Source organism: Niabella drilacis, assembly GCF_900101395.1.
Taxonomy (GTDB): domain Bacteria; phylum Bacteroidota; class Bacteroidia; order Chitinophagales; family Chitinophagaceae; genus Niabella; species Niabella drilacis.
Genome location: NZ_FMZO01000006.1, coordinates 73778 through 88609, shown reverse-complemented (window position 1 = coordinate 88609; position 14832 = coordinate 73778). Strand labels below are relative to the sequence as shown.

Below are 14832 nucleotides of genomic sequence, written 5' to 3'. Positions count from 1 at the left end.
TTGTCCGGGCACCAGCCAGATCCGGCATCGCTCTGGTATTATGGGAAGTCTGCTGTCACCGTTGCTTTGAAAGACGGTTCCCTTTAATCAAACGGCTCTTTTGGAAGTTGCATCAGGTTTTAAGGTATCACTCCCTGGCAAATAGGTTGCCGGGATTGGACATCGCAAACACTTCTGTGGCCAGCAGGATTGGTAAATCTTTTGCAATTACTTCATTTCAAACTCCCAAATTGGTTTCAAGCCGAGCAAGTGCTCCACAAAATAATTCCATTTCTTTTTGGTGAAATAGTCGTTATACTTACCCACATACCCATGATGCTGACTTGGCAGTATCAGCATATCAAAATCCTTGTCTGCTTTTACCAGTGCTTCTGCCAGCTTGAAAGTGGCAGAAGGGTTCACATTCTCATCAATGCCGCCATGTACGATGAGCAGCTTCCCTTTCAGATTGCCCGCCATGGTGATATTGGAGACCTGCTCATAAGTGGAATCCACCGGCCATCCCATATACATTTCAGGCCACCAATCCTTTTCCATTCTGAAATCATGATCGGCAGAACTGGCAACGGCCACTTTATAGAAATCAGGGAACTCCAGCACCGCATGCCCCGCATCATAACCTCCGGCAGAATGACCGAAAATACCTACGCGATCCGTATCCATCCAGCTGTATTTTTTGCCTAATTCCCTTATGGCCAGTACATGATCCGTTAAGTTCTTGCCCATGTTTTTATAGGAAACATTGTGGAAAGCCTTGGAGCGGTTGGCTGTCCCTAATCCGTCTACAGTTATAACAATGAATCCCAGTTCTGCCAGCGCCTGGTTGGAGCGTGATATTGAGCTGACAAAATTCTGAGGGAACATAAAGGTATGTGGTCCGGTGTATGTTTGATCAATGACGGGGTATTTTTTAGCAGGATCAAAATTGGTAGGCTTCCAAAGTGCTCCATAGATCGTTGTAACCCCATCGCGGCCGGTGGCTGTAAACGCTTCGGGGAAATGATAATTCATGGCCAGCAAGGCATCTATATTGGCTTTATTCAGCTCCGCTATGATCCTCCCATTCTTACTATCTCTTAACACAAATACAGGTGCCTGATCGAGCGTGGAAATATTATCGGTAAAATATTTGCCATCTGGTGAAACGGTTATGTCGTGATTGGCGTTTTCAGGTGTGAGCAATGTTAATCCTGTGCCATCCAGTTTTACCCGGTACAAATGCTGATAATATGGATTGCGGCCGGCTTCTTTGCCGGAAGCCGTAAAAAAAAGGACTTGCGCTTTTTCATCGAGGAACAGGAGGTCATTCACATAGAAAGCTCCATTGGTGATGGGTGTTACCGATTTGCTCTTTGGGTTAAGCAGGTACACTTGTTTCCAGCCGCTTTTTTCGGAAGTAAATAAAATTTTAGCAGGGTCTTTCGTTAAATAAGAATTATAATTGTCGATGTTGGTGGCACTGGTTTCTGAATATACGTTGTCCTGGGTCCCGGTAGTAAGATCAAGCCGGAACAGATCAACCTGTTGATAGCCACGTACAAGGTTCTTTATGTAAGCGATGCCGGGCTCCCGGGACCAGTCGCAGGATGCTGCGTTGACATTGCGGAATGCATCTTTGCGGATCATTTCCCCGGTCGCAATATTGAAGAAAACGGGCGTCATATATATCATATTTGTATCACCGGGGGAACCGCGATAATAAGAAAGTAATTTGGGTTTATAAAGCGTATCAATGCTCCAGTCGAGCAGGTACATCTTCTCTGCTTTGCGCAGGTCACAGATATAGGCCTGTATCCATTTTGAATCGGGCGACCAGTTCACAGAAAAGTGCGGGGGGCGTTCTCCATTTTCTCCTTCGATGAGCTCTCCCCAGCCATAGTAGGTGGCATATTCATAGTGCTTAGCCCCGTCTTTGCTCAGTTGCTTCACTTCGCCGGTTGCGGTTGAACGAACAAACAGGTTGTGATCTTTCGTATAAGCAACCCATTTGCCATCGGGTGAAGTGCCTTCCTTCCTCCTGTTTTCCGGCCGGTGTTTGCGGACGATCGTATAAGTATTGAGGTCAAGTATATAGTCTTTTCCTGCTGCATTGATATCGATATGCGTTTTGTCGGCATAGCGCGCTGCAGTCAACGGCAGATCGGTAGCGCTGACTTCTTTTTTCAATGAATCACTCAGCAGTTTTGCCAGGCGTTCATGGTCAAACATCCGCTCGGGTTTCATTTTTTTCCAATCCAGTTTATAAAAGACCTTCCCGCTTTTATCCTGGGTAAGGAAAGACAGTCCGGTGCTGTCGGCAAACCAGTTGTGCGGGGTAGTGGTATTGAATATCTTTTTATTGACAAGATTGCTATAAATAAAAGATACGGCACGGGCATAATCCTGCCTGGTTACCTGCTGGGCTTTTAGTGAGCTTACAATAGTCAAAAGGAGAAAGAGGGTACAGTATTGCTTCATAAACATTGTTTATACACTTAAATTTAACGCAGGTTTTGACTCTTATTGGTTGACCATCAACATGGGTAGATAGACAATTATTTGAAAAAGCAGGCGCGCTTTAAGATCAGGCAAACCATCCATATCCATGTTGATAGATGGGCTTAAAGTTATTGAAATCTTTTGTCAGGCAGATGTTTTTGGCGCGTAATATTTTTCGGATTTTGGAGATCTGATCCGGATCCCCCGGGATAAAACCACCAGGCAGAAAGGGTTGTTGGATCCTGTATCGCCTTTATGGCCTCCGGGGCTTAAGTCAAAGGAAAGGGCTTTAAACAAAGTGTGGAATGAAAATGAAGCGGATGCAATCATGCCATTGCCTGGATTGGTGTCTGCGCGAATGTAATAGATCCGGGTACCGGGATGTTCAAATAGCCCGGTGCTCAATATTTCTGTTAAAAGTTGTTTTATTGACCTCCGATGGCTCCTCTCCTTACAGCATCAAGCGGTTGGGCGCTATGCAGGTTCCCATTTCCCGTTCTGCTTTGCAATGTCTATAGATTTTTGCCCGTGCTCAGTCATAAGCCCCAGGGCTATCATCCGTTCCGCCCGTTCAATATTAGGCTTACTCCATTTGCTTTTTCGGGGATTCCTGGGGGAGAAAGTCAGGTAATAACTTTCTGCATCGCGTTTTTTGCATAGACTGTCTATCCATCCAAAACAAAGCGCTTCTTCGGTTGCTTCAATTAAATGAACGCTTTCTGCGTTGCTTTTTTTGTGATATAAGATTAACCAGACCGATTTTTCCGTCAGGCAGTTTTTTGTTAGCCAATCCCTCCAGTCTGCTCTTGTCCTGGCATAGATGGCCTGCTTCCCGTCTTTTGTTTCCATAATTAGTTAAAGGTGTTTTTGATTTCCAGGTAATGGGGGTTGGTCATAACGCCCAGGATATTTCCGAAGGGGTCAACTACTGATGCTGTTACAAAACCGTTACTGCCTCTTGCCGTAATAGGGGCATGTATCGTTGCACCCATCGAAATTAAGCGGTCCACTGTTGACGGAAGATCGTCAACATGCCAATATACAATGGCTCCGGCCGGTTTGTCAGTAAGGCTCCCGGGGGCATATTTACTGTCGATGATACCCAGTTCGTTTTGGTAGTCGCCAATCCGAAACTCGGAGTAACCGGGAACATTGAAATAAGGCTCCATCTCCAGGAGGTCCGCGTACCATTTAACAGCCTCCTTATGGTTGGCGGCGTAAAAATTAACGGTTGCTACTCCTCGTAAAGTATTTGTCATAATTTATTGATTGTTTTGCTAATGTTCTTTGCACCTGGCTCCTGATGGGCACTGCTGTATATAATGGCTTGCATTTTTGCTTTAGACAGGCTTTTCAGTGTGTGGGCACACTGTTCAAATTTAATGTAAATATTCCGACGGCGAACTTTAATGTTCCCGGGGACTTCTGGTCCGGGCAACGCATGCCGCCGCCGGACCAGTTCCAGACCCAATAATTAGTTTCGCAATGTCTTCATCACTGCGGCAAACTCTTCATTTTCGTAGCCCGCGGCCTTGGCTCTTTTGAGCCAGCTTGCGGCCAGTTCAGGAAATTCGCTGTTGATGCCGCTCAGTCTGGCTGTGGCAAGGATCCTTTCGGTAGCGCCTACAGAAATAGAGAGCGGGCTTTGTGAGATCCTGTAATCACCACTGCTGATCACCGCTCCCTCATGCTTTAAAAATTCACCCATTCCGGGAGCAATTTCTGCAATAATATCGCTGTATTCTTTTACATCAAAATTTTCTGATTCGGCTATTAATGCCCCGTGGAAAAATCCTATTGCAGCTCCATAGATATATGAAAGGGTTGCTGTATCCAGCGCAGCGGCGGCAGCTGTATTTTCGCCAAGATATTTTAAGTTGCCCCCAAGGACTTTCAGCAAGTCTTCGATCTCCAGGTACCTGCCTTTTTGACCCGAGAACAAAATCGTTGTATCCGGCTGTGCCATCTGTTCCGGGGCAACCTGTATAGCGCCGTCTATATAGCCGGCGTTCCGGCTGCTAAACCAGGCTTCACTGGCGCGGGCTTCCTGGGCGGTACCGGTAGTTAACTGGACGATGATCCTTCCAGATAATGTATCTCCGGTTTCCGCGGCAAAGATCTTTTTTGCTACATCGTAATCATGAACAATGACGATACTTACCGGGCTGGCTTCGATAGCTTGTTGTACTGTTGGTACAAATGCGGCCCCTTCTTTTATAAGTGGGTCCGCTTTTGCTGCTGTCCGGTTGAATACCGTGACCTGAAACCCCTTTTGTAAATAGAGCTGTGCTATTTTTACTCCCATAGGTCCGAGACCTATAATACTGATCTTATCTTCTTTTGCTTTCATTTGTTCAATTGTATTTGATTAATATTGCAAATGTAGATGCCGGAGACAGGGCATCCAATAAGGGAAAAATGATTCCCCCAGGGAACAATTATTCCCTATGAAAAGATAAATTCAGTAGATAGAATAAAAATGATCAGCCTATGTATACAAGGAAGATCCCGGAAGATCTTGATTGCGGAATTGTGGTTACCATGAAAGTGCTTGGCGGCAAATGGAAAGCCTGTATCGTGGATAGCATCAGTAAAGGTGTAAAACGGCCGAGCGATCTGCATCGTGCCATCGTTGATGCCAGTCCGCGGGTTCTTAATATGCAGCTTCATGAACTTGAAAATTCCGGTATTGTATCGAAGAAAATTTACCCGGGCCTCCCCCTTAAAGTAGAATACAACCTGACTCCATTGGGGTGCAGCTTATTGCCGGTAATAGAAGCGATTGATAAATGGGGTATTGAAAACAGTCAATTGATCACGCATCTGCGGGCAGATGTCCGGGAAGTATAAAGTTAACGCATCATAGTTCAGCGTCACCCGGTCCCGGATCCTTGCTGTGTATTCATAAGCCGGTGGATCCAAATGTTGTCCCTGTGTTTACCTCAATAAAAAAGGTTTGCCAAACTGATTGGATTTCAATTGTATGGGCCTTTGTGAAGTGACCCGGATTAGATTCGAACCAATGACCTTCCCGCCTTATGGGCGGGATGCGCTATCCGGCTGTTGTATGAGCGCAGTAATCCGTTTTGAACTTTTCCATTTTTTAATTTCCCGTTCCCGGTTTAGGGCGGCTTCTTTGGAAGTAAATGTTTCGGTGTATGCGATCCGCCAATCTTTGGCTTTTGCCGTAAAACCGGAATGATTGGTCAAATGTTTTTGCAGACGCTGCTCCGGTTCATCAGAGGTAAATCCAACGTAGAATTTATTCATAGTTGGTGAATAAAGAATGTAGAGGGTGTAAAACATGGAAAGCGTTTTGTGACCCGGATTGGATTCGAACCAATGACCTACTGCTTAGAAGGCAGTTGCTCTATCCAGCTGAGCTACCGGGCCAATTATTTCTCATCAAAACGATCATTGCTTATTGGCCGAACCAATGATCTTCCCGCCTTTATGGGCGGGATGCTCTATCCAGCTGAGCTACCGGGCCAATTATTTCTCATCAAAACGATCATTGCTTATTGGCCGAACCAATGATCTTCCCGCCTTTATGGGCGGGATGCTCTATCCAGCTGAGCTACCGGGCCAATTATTTCTCATCAAAACGATCATTGCTTATTGGCCGAACCAATGATCTTCCCGCCTTTATGGGCGGGATGCTCTATCCATCCCGATGGAATCGGGATACCGGGCCAATTATTTAAAAAAAACGTTGATCCATAAGGAACAGGATCTTTAACTTTTGATCAAATGAGGTTGTCCGGGATTTCTCCTTTTCCTATTAAAGAACTCAAGAATGGGCGCAAATATAGACTAAAATTACCTGTTTTTGAAAAAACATTAAAAGCAAATCCGAAAAAATTTGCTGGTATTGTTTTTCAAATTTATATTTGCCGCTCATGAATTATTCAAACAACAACAATTGGTGGTGGCACGGAAACTCTTTTGGGGTGCTCTGATGCTATTGTCTTGTTGTAAACAATATTATAAGTGAACCCCGGTAGTACCGGGGTTTTTCTTTGAATGAACTGAAAAATTATGAAAAAAGTAAGGATCCAAACAGAAATGCAATCATTGCTGGCCGATATTTTTACGCCGGTGGGGATCTATCTGCGGCTGCGCGACCGCTTCCGGGACACCATCCTCCTGGAAAGTGCAGATACGAATGCCACCAATAACAGCTGGTCCTTTATCGGGGTGAATGCCATTGCCGGGATCGAAATGATCTCCGGGGACACCATTGATCTTAAATTGCCGGGACAAACGGCAGAGAAGATCCGGCTTTCGGAGCGCCAGAAGATCGAAGATGTGCTCACCGACTTTATGAGCCGGTTTGAGACCGAAGAGAACAGCTGCAAAGAGGCGCGTTATGCACAGGGGCTGTATGGGTATACAACCTACGATGCCATTCAGTATTTTGAAACTATACCGGGCAGCCGGTTTAAGAACAGCGGGGAAGATATTCCGCTGATGCGTTACCGGTTGTATCAATATATCATTGCCATCAATCATTTTAAAGATGAGCTGTTGATCCTTGAAAATAAAATAGAGGGCGTAAAAAGTGAAAAAACAGCGCTGCTTTCGCTGATCAAAGGCAGGGATGTACCGGTATACCCTTTCCGCGCAGTGGGAGCGGAAGAGTCGAACATGACGGATGATGCGCACCGCGATATGGTACGCGCAGGCATTGCCCATTGTCACCGGGGCGATGTATTCCAGATCGTACTCAGCCGCCGTTTTACACAAAAGTTTTCCGGTGATGAATTTAATGTGTACAGAAGTTTGCGCAACATTAACCCTTCGCCTTACCTTTTCTTTTTTGACTATGGCGATTACAAGCTGATGGGCTCTTCGCCGGAATCGCAGCTGATCATCAACAAAGGGAAAGCCACCATCCATCCCATTGCCGGCACTATTAAGCGTACAGGTGACGACCGAACGGATGCAGAGCAGACGAAAATATTGCAGGCCGATCCCAAGGAAAATGCAGAGCATGTGATGCTCGTAGACCTGGCGCGGAATGATCTCAGCAGGGGCTGTGGCGATGTGCATGTGAGTCACTTTAAGGAAGCGCACTATTATTCCCATGTTATTCACCTGGTGAGCGAAGTAAACGGAACCGTATTCCCGGGTACCCATCCTTTTGACCTGTTCGGAAAGACTTTTCCTGCAGGCACTTTAAGCGGTGCTCCCAAAATAAAGGCGATGGAGCTCATCAGCCAGCTGGAGCCTACGGCGCGTAGTTTTTATGGTGGGGCCATTGGCTTTATGGGGTTTGATGGAAGCTGTAACCAGGCTATCATGATCCGGAGCTTTTTAAGCCGCAACAACACGTTAACAAGGCAGGCCGGTGGCGGTATTGTGGCCGCCAGTAACCCGGAGGGCGAACTGCAGGAAGTGATCAATAAATTAGGCGCTTTGAAAAAAGCGATCACGGAGGCTGAAAAGATATTATAAAATTTATTGTTTTTAGTTTATCGTTTCTCGGAATCATAAACATCAAACCATAAATAACAAACGCGAAACTATAGATAATGAAATTACTCGTTTTCGATAATTATGATTCCTTCACCTATAACCTGGTGCATATGGTGGAAAAGATCCTGCATCAGAAGGTGGAGGTGTTCCGGAACGACCAGCTGCCACTGGAGGAGGTAAAGCAATATGATAAGATTATTTTATCGCCCGGTCCGGGTATCCCGGTGGAATCTGGCCTGCTGCTGCCGCTGATAGAGGAATATGCCGCTTCCAAATCCATACTGGGCGTGTGTTTGGGGCAGCAGGCGATCGGTGAGGTGTTTGGCGGTACCCTGTATAATCTTCCCAATGTATATCATGGAGTGGCTACCAACTGCAACATCATCCGGCGCAGCGGAAGCCTGTTCAATGATATGCCGGATCAGTTCGAGATCGGCCGTTATCATTCGTGGGTGGTATCCCGCGAAAATTTCCCGGAAACACTGGAGATAACGGCAGTGGACGACCAGGATATGATCATGGGCCTGCGGCATAAAACCTACGATGTGCAGGGCGTGCAGTTTCACCCGGAAAGTGTGCTTACGCCAATGGGTGAAACGATCATCCGCAACTGGCTGAAAAATTAATCCGGATCTTGAAAAGAAGCTATAGACGACCGGCCGGTGCATTGCCATACAAAGCTGCCGCAGCAGCGTTCCATTGATAACAGATCGGAACGGTGAAGCGTGCGACGCAACGCAGATGCCACAAGTATTACAGCCGGCACAAAAAATAAAATAATGAAAAAAATATTATCCCTGTTATTTGAGCATAAGACCCTGGACCGCACGGCGGCAAAGGAGGTGCTGGTAAACATTGGTAAGGGTGTATACAATGAACATGAGGTGACATCTTTTATGACGGTATACCTGATGCGCAGCATTACCCTGCCGGAGTTGCAGGGCTTCCAGGATGCCCTGCTGGAACTTTGCTTACCCATGGAGTTTGACGGTATGGATACCATTGATATTGTGGGTACCGGGGGCGATGGAAAAAATACGTTTAATATTTCCACCTTGTCCTGCTTTATCGTGGCCGGTACGGGCAATAAAGTGACCAAGCACGGCAACTATGGCGCGTCTACCATCAGCGGGTCATCCAATGTGGTGGAATCGATGGGCTACCGGTTTAAGAATGACAATGCTGCACTGCGAAGGGAACTGGAGGAAGCCAATATCTGCTTCCTGCATGCGCCGTTGTTTCATCCGGCTTTAAAGAATGTAGGGCCGATCCGTAAGAACCTGGGGATCCGAACTTTTTTCAATATGCTGGGACCGCTGGTGAACCCGGCATTCCCGGCCTTTAGCATCATTGGGGTATACAACCTGGAAATGGCCCGGCTGTACAATTACCTGATGCAGCAGCAGTCAAAGAATTTTGCGATCGTGCATGGCCTGGATGGTTATGATGAGATCTCGCTGACCGGCGATTCCAAAGTAATTACGGCAACGGGGGAGCAGGTTTGGTCGGCCACAGAGCTGGGCGGTATGGAAGTGACGCCGGAGTCTATTAGAGGCGGGGATACGATAGAAGCAGCGGCGAATATCTTTTCAGACATCATACAGGCAAAAGGCACCCTGCAGCAGGAGGCTGTGGTGCTGGCCAATGCAGCGGTAGCCCTGCAGGTAACGGGCGTTTATCCCAACTATACCGATGCGTTTGAAGCGGCAAAAGAAAGCCTGCGGTCGGGTAAGGCTTATCAGTGTTTGCAACGGTTAATTGCATTGCAGTGATGAATGGCAATAGTCAGGGGTGAATCGTGAATGGTGATCATGCCAAAAACCAGTTCGGTCACAGGGACTGTAGATAGCGTTCCCTGCAGGAGCATCGGATCGGTAAAAAATATACAATAAATGTATGGTGTACCATAGGTACGCCACGGCGGATTTTAAGGAACGACTATGAATATATTAGATACGATCATTGAACACAAGAGAAAAGAAGTAGCAGCCCGAAAGCAGCAAACGGCATATAAGGCGCTGGAAGCAACAGCCGCTTTTCAGCAGCCGGTACGGTTATTGTCGGCATCGCTGGAGCAACCCGGCAGCACCGGTATTATAGCGGAATTCAAACGGAAGTCGCCCTCCAGGGGGTTTATCAATAAGGACGCCGATGTAACGGCGATCACAGAAGCTTATACAAAGTATGGTGCTGCTGCCTTGTCGGTACTGACCGATGAAAACTTTTTTGGCGGTGCTGCTGCAGATCTGATCACTGCACGGAAAAATGATATTCCCATCCTGCGCAAGGATTTTATTGTTGATGAATACCAGATCGTAGAGGCCAGATCCTTCGGCGCAGATATCATTCTTTTGATAGCCGCCTGTCTTACGCCTGCGGAAGTGGAGCGGCTGGCCCTGTTTGCTGCATCCCTGGGGCTTGAAACGATCCTGGAACTGCATGCCGAAGCAGAGCTGGAGCATGTATGCGATGCTACAAAGATCGTGGGGATCAATAACCGGGATCTGAAGACCTTTTCTGTAGACCTGGAGCGGAGTCTGAAAATGGCGGAGAAGATCCCTGCTGATAAAATAAAGATCGCGGAAAGCGGGATCGATAAAATTGAAGACATCCTGCTGTTTCGCCGCAACGGGTTTAAAGGTTTTTTGATCGGCGAATATTTTATGCGCCAGGAAAACCCGCCCGTTGCATTTGCCGACTTTGTAAGCCGTTTAAAAAAAGAAGCATGAGGCGGCCCCTGGTTAAAGTATGTGGTATGACGCAGTTGCAACAGGTGCAGGCGCTGGCTGCGCTGGGAGTGAACTACGCCGGGTTTATCTTCTATCCGCCTTCACCGCGGTATGTGGGCAATAAGATAGAGCCAGGGGCATTGAAACAACTGGAGGGCATTAAAAAAGCCGGCGTTTTTGTAAATGCCACAATGCAGGAAGTGAAGGATGCGGTTGTTGCCTATGGCCTGGATACGGTTCAGCTGCATGGCGATGAAACACCGGAGTATTGCGGCGCGCTAAAAGGTGCGGCAACCATCGTAAAAGTATTTCGCATAACAGGTAATGAGGACGTGGCGCATATTACAGCGCCGTATACAGCAGTTGCAGATGCTTTTTTGTTTGATACAAAAGCGCAGGAATATGGTGGCACCGGTAAAAAATTCGATTGGTCGGGCTTGCAGCATGCCGGGCTGGAACACCCGTATTTTTTAAGCGGCGGCATTGGCCCCCAGGATATAGACCAGCTGCGGTCGTTTCTGAAGAACAATAATGTGTATGCACTTGATCTGAACAGTAAGTTTGAAACCGCCCCGGGGATCAAGGATATGAAATTGCTTGAGGCGTTTATGGGCAGCCTGGGAGGATAGCCTGTAGTTAGTATACGATACCAGCAGGATAATAAGGGAACCATGGAAAATATATTTCTGCGAAAGGCTGCCTGGTCCGACCTTACGGCAGTACTGCAATTGCAAAAGCGCTGCTATCAATCAGAGGCAGCCATTTATAACGATGATACCATTCAGCCGCTCATACAAACGCTGGAAGAGTTGCATGAAGAGATCAGCCAGGGTATGTGTTGCCTGGTTGCCTGCCAGGGGCAGACAATTGTTGGCTCGGTCCGGGGAATTATAAAAGGAATTACCGGGTACATCAACAAATTGATTGTGGCACCCGAATACCAGAACCGGGGCATCGGCAAACAGCTGATGCAGGAAATGGAAGCGCTGCTGGCGCCGGTTGCTGGCTATGAATTATTTACGGGAAACAAGAGTCTCAAAAACCCGGCGCTATACCAAAAGCTGGGTTACAGCGCCTTCAGGGAACAGCCGGTCAATGACGGGCTGACCCTTGTTTTTCTTCATAAGCGATCGCCGGAGGCGGTAATATAGAGGGGAGACCGGAAGTTTCAAGCAAACTGAACAGAAAGCCAGATCCATCTAAATGGTCCCTTCGGTCGTCGTGTCACCCTAAAACTGTAAAAGAAGTCCCAGAGCAGGCCCTGTAGCTTGTTTTTGCTGCCAGGGGTAACAAAAAAGCACCTTTGCGGATATAGTATAAAATAACAACCATCATTTAAAATTTTATACTATGCAAACGAAAGATGTTTCCCTGGTTTTCCGGTACCGGCCGGTCAGTTTTCAGCAGGTCTTTTATCTTATTTTTATGGCGGCGCTTCTGCTGACCTCCCTGGGCGCTTTTGCCCAAACGAGATCCGCATTACCGGAAGACCGGCTGACGGGCAAAGGTTTCCGGTTGGGTTTGAACGGGGGGTACGACCTGTTCCCCGATTATAAGAACAATACCCCTTATATCCGCTATGAGGGTGGCCTGAGCGCGGGTCTTACTGCCGGTTACTACTGGAAGTGGTTCAGTGTGGGTGCTGATGTAGATTATATCAGGAACCGTCCGCAGAACCAATATCCCACCGATTCTGTTTTTGACCCGGTGAACAACTTTCTGATTAAGGATTTTACATTACAAAAACAGGATATTACCCGCATCTTTTATGGAGTTGGGCCGGGCGTACATTATACGGATCGCCAGGGCCGGTTTGCCGTGGAACTCAACGGCAGAGCGGGCTTTGCCTCCATCAGGGGCGGCAGTCTGGCACTCACTGGCCGAAACGGGGCAACAGAGCAGGTGCTCAATTATCATGGAGGATACAATGTGAGCAATGCCCTCAGTTTTAAAGGATCGCTGCGGGCACAATACTTTTTTAATGATTTTATCGGGATGCATATAGGTGCGTATTACCTGCGCCACCTGGATACAAAAGACGCTGTTGGCCCAGCCGGCTATTCAGCAGCCTACCGGGCTTTTGAACCGAACGGGGACGGACTGCGCTCCTTTACGGAAAAAGATCTGAGAACGATCGGTCAGCCCTGTAACTGTGATATAGCATCCATCGGCGCTTACGCCGGCATCAGCCTCCGGCTGCCCTCCCGCAGAAAGGCAAAGGTACCGGCTCCTGTAGTGCCGGTACCCGCGGCGGCCTGTAATACCTGCCAGGTTTACGCGCTGGCTGTTACAGCAAGGGATCAGTATACAAAAGAAGTGCTGCCGCATACCGATGTGGCCGTAAAGGATGCAGCAGGCAATGTGGTCCGTTCCGGTGTTACCAATGCATTCGGCGTGATCGTGTTTCCCGGTATGACACCTGGAAGTTATGCGATCAATGGTAAGTTGTACGATGTGGACCTGGCCCCGGCACAGGCGGCAAAGGGTGAATTCATTGCCAATGGTACCCTGCAGAAAGAACTTTTGTACACCGACCAGAATTTTATACTTAAAGGAAATGCGGTGGTATGTAATACCGCAACTGCATTACCCGGTGCTACCGTGGTATTAAGGGACCGCGCCAGTGCGGTGGAGAAAAATACCCAAACGGATGGTGAAGGTGCGTTTATTTTCCATCTGAAACAAAAATCAGAAATGACCGTGTTTGGCCGCAAGGAAAAATATTTTTCACAAATGGTCAATATCTCCGCGGCCGACTATAACCGGAATACCACACTGTTTGTAAAACTGGAAATGTGCATGGAGGAAGCTGATTGCGACAAGGCCATCCGGTTGGAGAATATCCACTACGACCTGGATAAATTCTTTATCCGTGAAGATGCCAAACCGGAGCTGAACCGCCTGGTGCAATTTATGAACGACAACCCCGGGGTACGCGTGGAACTGTCCTCTCATACAGATTCCAGGGCCTCCGATGCCTATAATCAGAAACTGTCGCAGAACAGGGCCGATGCAGCCAAAGCCTACCTGGTTTCCAAAGGCATTACCGCTGGCCGGATCGTTGCAAAAGGCTATGGAGAAACCCGGTTGCTCAACCGCTGTGCCGATGGAGTAAACTGTTCGGAAGCAGAGCACCAGTTCAACCGGCGCACAGAAATGAAAGTCATCTGCCCCGGAAAATGATCCCGGGCGCCAGGGCAAGGGATCCGGAAACGGCCCGTTGCTCCTATAATAATATATCACTAATCCCATAAAAATGTCAAGAATGAAAAAGTATATCATAAGATCACTGTCAGTAATTTGTTGCTGCTCACTGGTCCTGATGCTGCCTTTGTCCTGCAGCAAAAAAGAAACCTGCGATTACTCAACACCCGAAAGCGCAGGGCAGGGCTGTAATGCCGGAATGGATGTGGCCTTCCTGGTGGATTATACGGGGAGCATGGGCGCTGCGATCGATTCGGTAAAAAAAGAGGTGAACAATATCGCCAACGCTATTGTAACAGAATCCGGTGGTGATTACCGGCTTTCCCTTTCCATATTTGATGAATATACAAAGCCGGGCACCGAACTTCCGCTGCCACAGTACATCAATGCCCCGGATTATACAGGGCTGCCGGCCAATCAGAAACTGGTGATCAGTACAGGGCCCACCACCAACCAGTACCTGACCATGATGGAGAAATTTGCCACGGCGAACAAAGTATCATTCAGCACCCAGCTGGCTAAGCTGAACAATCCCGCGGCTATGAAGCTGGGCGCGGGGATCGGGGGACCCGAGCCGGGCGACCTGTTACTGAACGAAATACTCAGCAACCAGTTTGCCGGAACCTGGCGCAGCGGCAACATTACCAAACTGGCGGTGATCATTACCGATGCGCCGGCCAGCGGCGATGATGATAATGCTACGGCTGCGGATGATACCTACCTGGATGCGCTTGCCGCTACTGCCAATAGCATGGGCGTTCAATGCATTCTCCTGACCACCTTTAAGGGGAACGCCACCTTTCCGGCAAACTATAAGTTGCAGCTGATTGCTCATAATACCGGGGGGAGGGCTTATGAGTTCAATAATTTTAACAATATTTCGCAGGATCTTATTGCCATTATCCAAAATATCTGCAACCAGGATAAGGAACGGAAATAGTTC

At 47.8% G+C, this 14832-nt stretch carries 14 protein-coding genes and 1 tRNA gene; 9 read left to right on the top strand and 6 right to left on the bottom strand.

Annotated features, from left to right (window positions below; genetic code table 11):
- Window positions 1–207: 207 nt before the first annotated feature.
- From BLS44_RS12420 to BLS44_RS12400, 4 genes are all read right to left on the bottom strand, one after another.
- Window positions 208–2457, bottom strand: coding sequence for a S9 family peptidase (locus BLS44_RS12420; RefSeq protein WP_090390605.1), 2250 nt, complete (start codon window positions 2455–2457; stop codon window positions 208–210).
- 495 nt (window positions 2458–2952) lie between these two features.
- Window positions 2953–3327: a YdeI/OmpD-associated family protein gene (locus tag BLS44_RS12410; protein WP_090390408.1), complete on the bottom strand. Its 375-nt coding sequence runs from the start codon at window positions 3325–3327 to the stop codon at window positions 2953–2955.
- A 2-nt stretch (window positions 3328–3329) separates the two neighbouring features.
- Window positions 3330–3737: a VOC family protein gene (locus tag BLS44_RS12405; RefSeq protein WP_090390407.1), complete on the bottom strand. Its 408-nt coding sequence runs from the start codon at window positions 3735–3737 to the stop codon at window positions 3330–3332.
- Between the two features lie 215 nt (window positions 3738–3952).
- Window positions 3953–4828, bottom strand: coding sequence for an NAD(P)-dependent oxidoreductase (locus BLS44_RS12400; RefSeq protein WP_090390406.1), 876 nt, complete (start codon window positions 4826–4828; stop codon window positions 3953–3955).
- Between the two features lie 140 nt (window positions 4829–4968).
- Between BLS44_RS12400 and BLS44_RS12395 the strand changes: the two genes are divergently transcribed.
- On the top strand, window positions 4969–5328 hold the full coding sequence (locus tag BLS44_RS12395) for a winged helix-turn-helix transcriptional regulator (RefSeq protein ID WP_090390405.1): 360 nt from the start codon (window positions 4969–4971) through the stop codon (window positions 5326–5328).
- Between the two features lie 186 nt (window positions 5329–5514).
- On the opposite strand, the gene BLS44_RS12390 is transcribed toward BLS44_RS12395, so the two are convergent.
- On the bottom strand, window positions 5515–5784 hold the full coding sequence (locus BLS44_RS12390) for a GIY-YIG nuclease family protein (protein WP_090390404.1): 270 nt from the start codon (window positions 5782–5784) through the stop codon (window positions 5515–5517).
- 13 nt (window positions 5785–5797) lie between these two features.
- Window positions 5798–5871 (bottom strand) — tRNA-Arg (locus BLS44_RS12385).
- Window positions 5872–6516: 645 nt separating this feature from the next.
- Between BLS44_RS12385 and BLS44_RS12380 the strand changes: the two genes are divergently transcribed.
- From BLS44_RS12380 to BLS44_RS12345, 8 genes are all read left to right on the top strand, one after another.
- Complete coding sequence (locus BLS44_RS12380; RefSeq protein ID WP_090390403.1) at window positions 6517–7935, top strand: anthranilate synthase component I family protein; 1419 nt, start codon at window positions 6517–6519, stop codon at window positions 7933–7935.
- A gap of 77 nt (window positions 7936–8012) precedes the next feature.
- A complete protein-coding gene (locus tag BLS44_RS12375; protein ID WP_090390402.1) occupies window positions 8013–8582 on the top strand; it encodes an anthranilate synthase component II in 570 nt (189 codons plus the stop codon).
- Between the two features lie 153 nt (window positions 8583–8735).
- On the top strand, window positions 8736–9728 hold the full coding sequence (gene trpD / locus BLS44_RS12370) for an anthranilate phosphoribosyltransferase (protein WP_090390401.1): 993 nt from the start codon (window positions 8736–8738) through the stop codon (window positions 9726–9728).
- A 168-nt stretch (window positions 9729–9896) separates the two neighbouring features.
- Window positions 9897–10685 (top strand): indole-3-glycerol phosphate synthase TrpC, encoded by a 789-nt coding sequence (trpC, locus tag BLS44_RS12365; RefSeq protein WP_090390400.1) that lies wholly within the window; start codon window positions 9897–9899, stop codon window positions 10683–10685.
- Complete coding sequence (locus BLS44_RS12360) at window positions 10682–11314, top strand: phosphoribosylanthranilate isomerase (protein ID WP_090390399.1); 633 nt, start codon at window positions 10682–10684, stop codon at window positions 11312–11314. Before trpC ends, BLS44_RS12360 begins: the two co-directional genes overlap by 4 nt.
- 42 nt (window positions 11315–11356) lie before the next feature.
- The gene (locus BLS44_RS12355) at window positions 11357–11836 is read left to right on the top strand and encodes a GNAT family N-acetyltransferase (protein WP_090390398.1); all 480 of its coding nucleotides are present in this window, start codon (window positions 11357–11359) and stop codon (window positions 11834–11836) included.
- Between the two features lie 199 nt (window positions 11837–12035).
- Window positions 12036–13868, top strand: coding sequence for an OmpA family protein (locus BLS44_RS12350; RefSeq protein ID WP_090390397.1), 1833 nt, complete (start codon window positions 12036–12038; stop codon window positions 13866–13868).
- A gap of 82 nt (window positions 13869–13950) precedes the next feature.
- Window positions 13951–14829, top strand: a complete 879-nt coding sequence (locus tag BLS44_RS12345) for a vWA domain-containing protein (RefSeq protein WP_143019755.1) — start codon at window positions 13951–13953, stop codon at window positions 14827–14829.
- The last annotated feature ends 3 nt before the right edge of the window (window positions 14830–14832 follow it).

What these genes read in the sequence shown, in the direction of transcription:
- BLS44_RS12420 (WP_090390605.1), bottom strand. Translation starts at nt 2,457, where the DNA reads ATGAAGCAATACTGTACCCTCTTTCTCCTTTTGACTATTGTAAGCTCA.
- BLS44_RS12410 (WP_090390408.1), bottom strand. Translation starts at nt 3,327, where the DNA reads ATGGAAACAAAAGACGGGAAGCAGGCCATCTATGCCAGGACAAGAGCA.
- BLS44_RS12405 (WP_090390407.1), bottom strand. Translation starts at nt 3,737, where the DNA reads ATGACAAATACTTTACGAGGAGTAGCAACCGTTAATTTTTACGCCGCC.
- BLS44_RS12400 (WP_090390406.1), bottom strand. Translation starts at nt 4,828, where the DNA reads ATGAAAGCAAAAGAAGATAAGATCAGTATTATAGGTCTCGGACCTATG.
- BLS44_RS12395 (WP_090390405.1), top strand. Translation starts at nt 4,969, where the DNA reads ATGTATACAAGGAAGATCCCGGAAGATCTTGATTGCGGAATTGTGGTT.
- BLS44_RS12390 (WP_090390404.1), bottom strand. Translation starts at nt 5,784, where the DNA reads ATGTTTTACACCCTCTACATTCTTTATTCACCAACTATGAATAAATTC.
- BLS44_RS12380 (WP_090390403.1), top strand. Translation starts at nt 6,517, where the DNA reads ATGAAAAAAGTAAGGATCCAAACAGAAATGCAATCATTGCTGGCCGAT.
- BLS44_RS12375 (WP_090390402.1), top strand. Translation starts at nt 8,013, where the DNA reads ATGAAATTACTCGTTTTCGATAATTATGATTCCTTCACCTATAACCTG.
- trpD (WP_090390401.1), top strand. Translation starts at nt 8,736, where the DNA reads ATGAAAAAAATATTATCCCTGTTATTTGAGCATAAGACCCTGGACCGC.
- trpC (WP_090390400.1), top strand. Translation starts at nt 9,897, where the DNA reads ATGAATATATTAGATACGATCATTGAACACAAGAGAAAAGAAGTAGCA.
- BLS44_RS12360 (WP_090390399.1), top strand. Translation starts at nt 10,682, where the DNA reads ATGAGGCGGCCCCTGGTTAAAGTATGTGGTATGACGCAGTTGCAACAG.
- BLS44_RS12355 (WP_090390398.1), top strand. Translation starts at nt 11,357, where the DNA reads ATGGAAAATATATTTCTGCGAAAGGCTGCCTGGTCCGACCTTACGGCA.
- BLS44_RS12350 (WP_090390397.1), top strand. Translation starts at nt 12,036, where the DNA reads ATGCAAACGAAAGATGTTTCCCTGGTTTTCCGGTACCGGCCGGTCAGT.
- BLS44_RS12345 (WP_143019755.1), top strand. Translation starts at nt 13,951, where the DNA reads ATGAAAAAGTATATCATAAGATCACTGTCAGTAATTTGTTGCTGCTCA.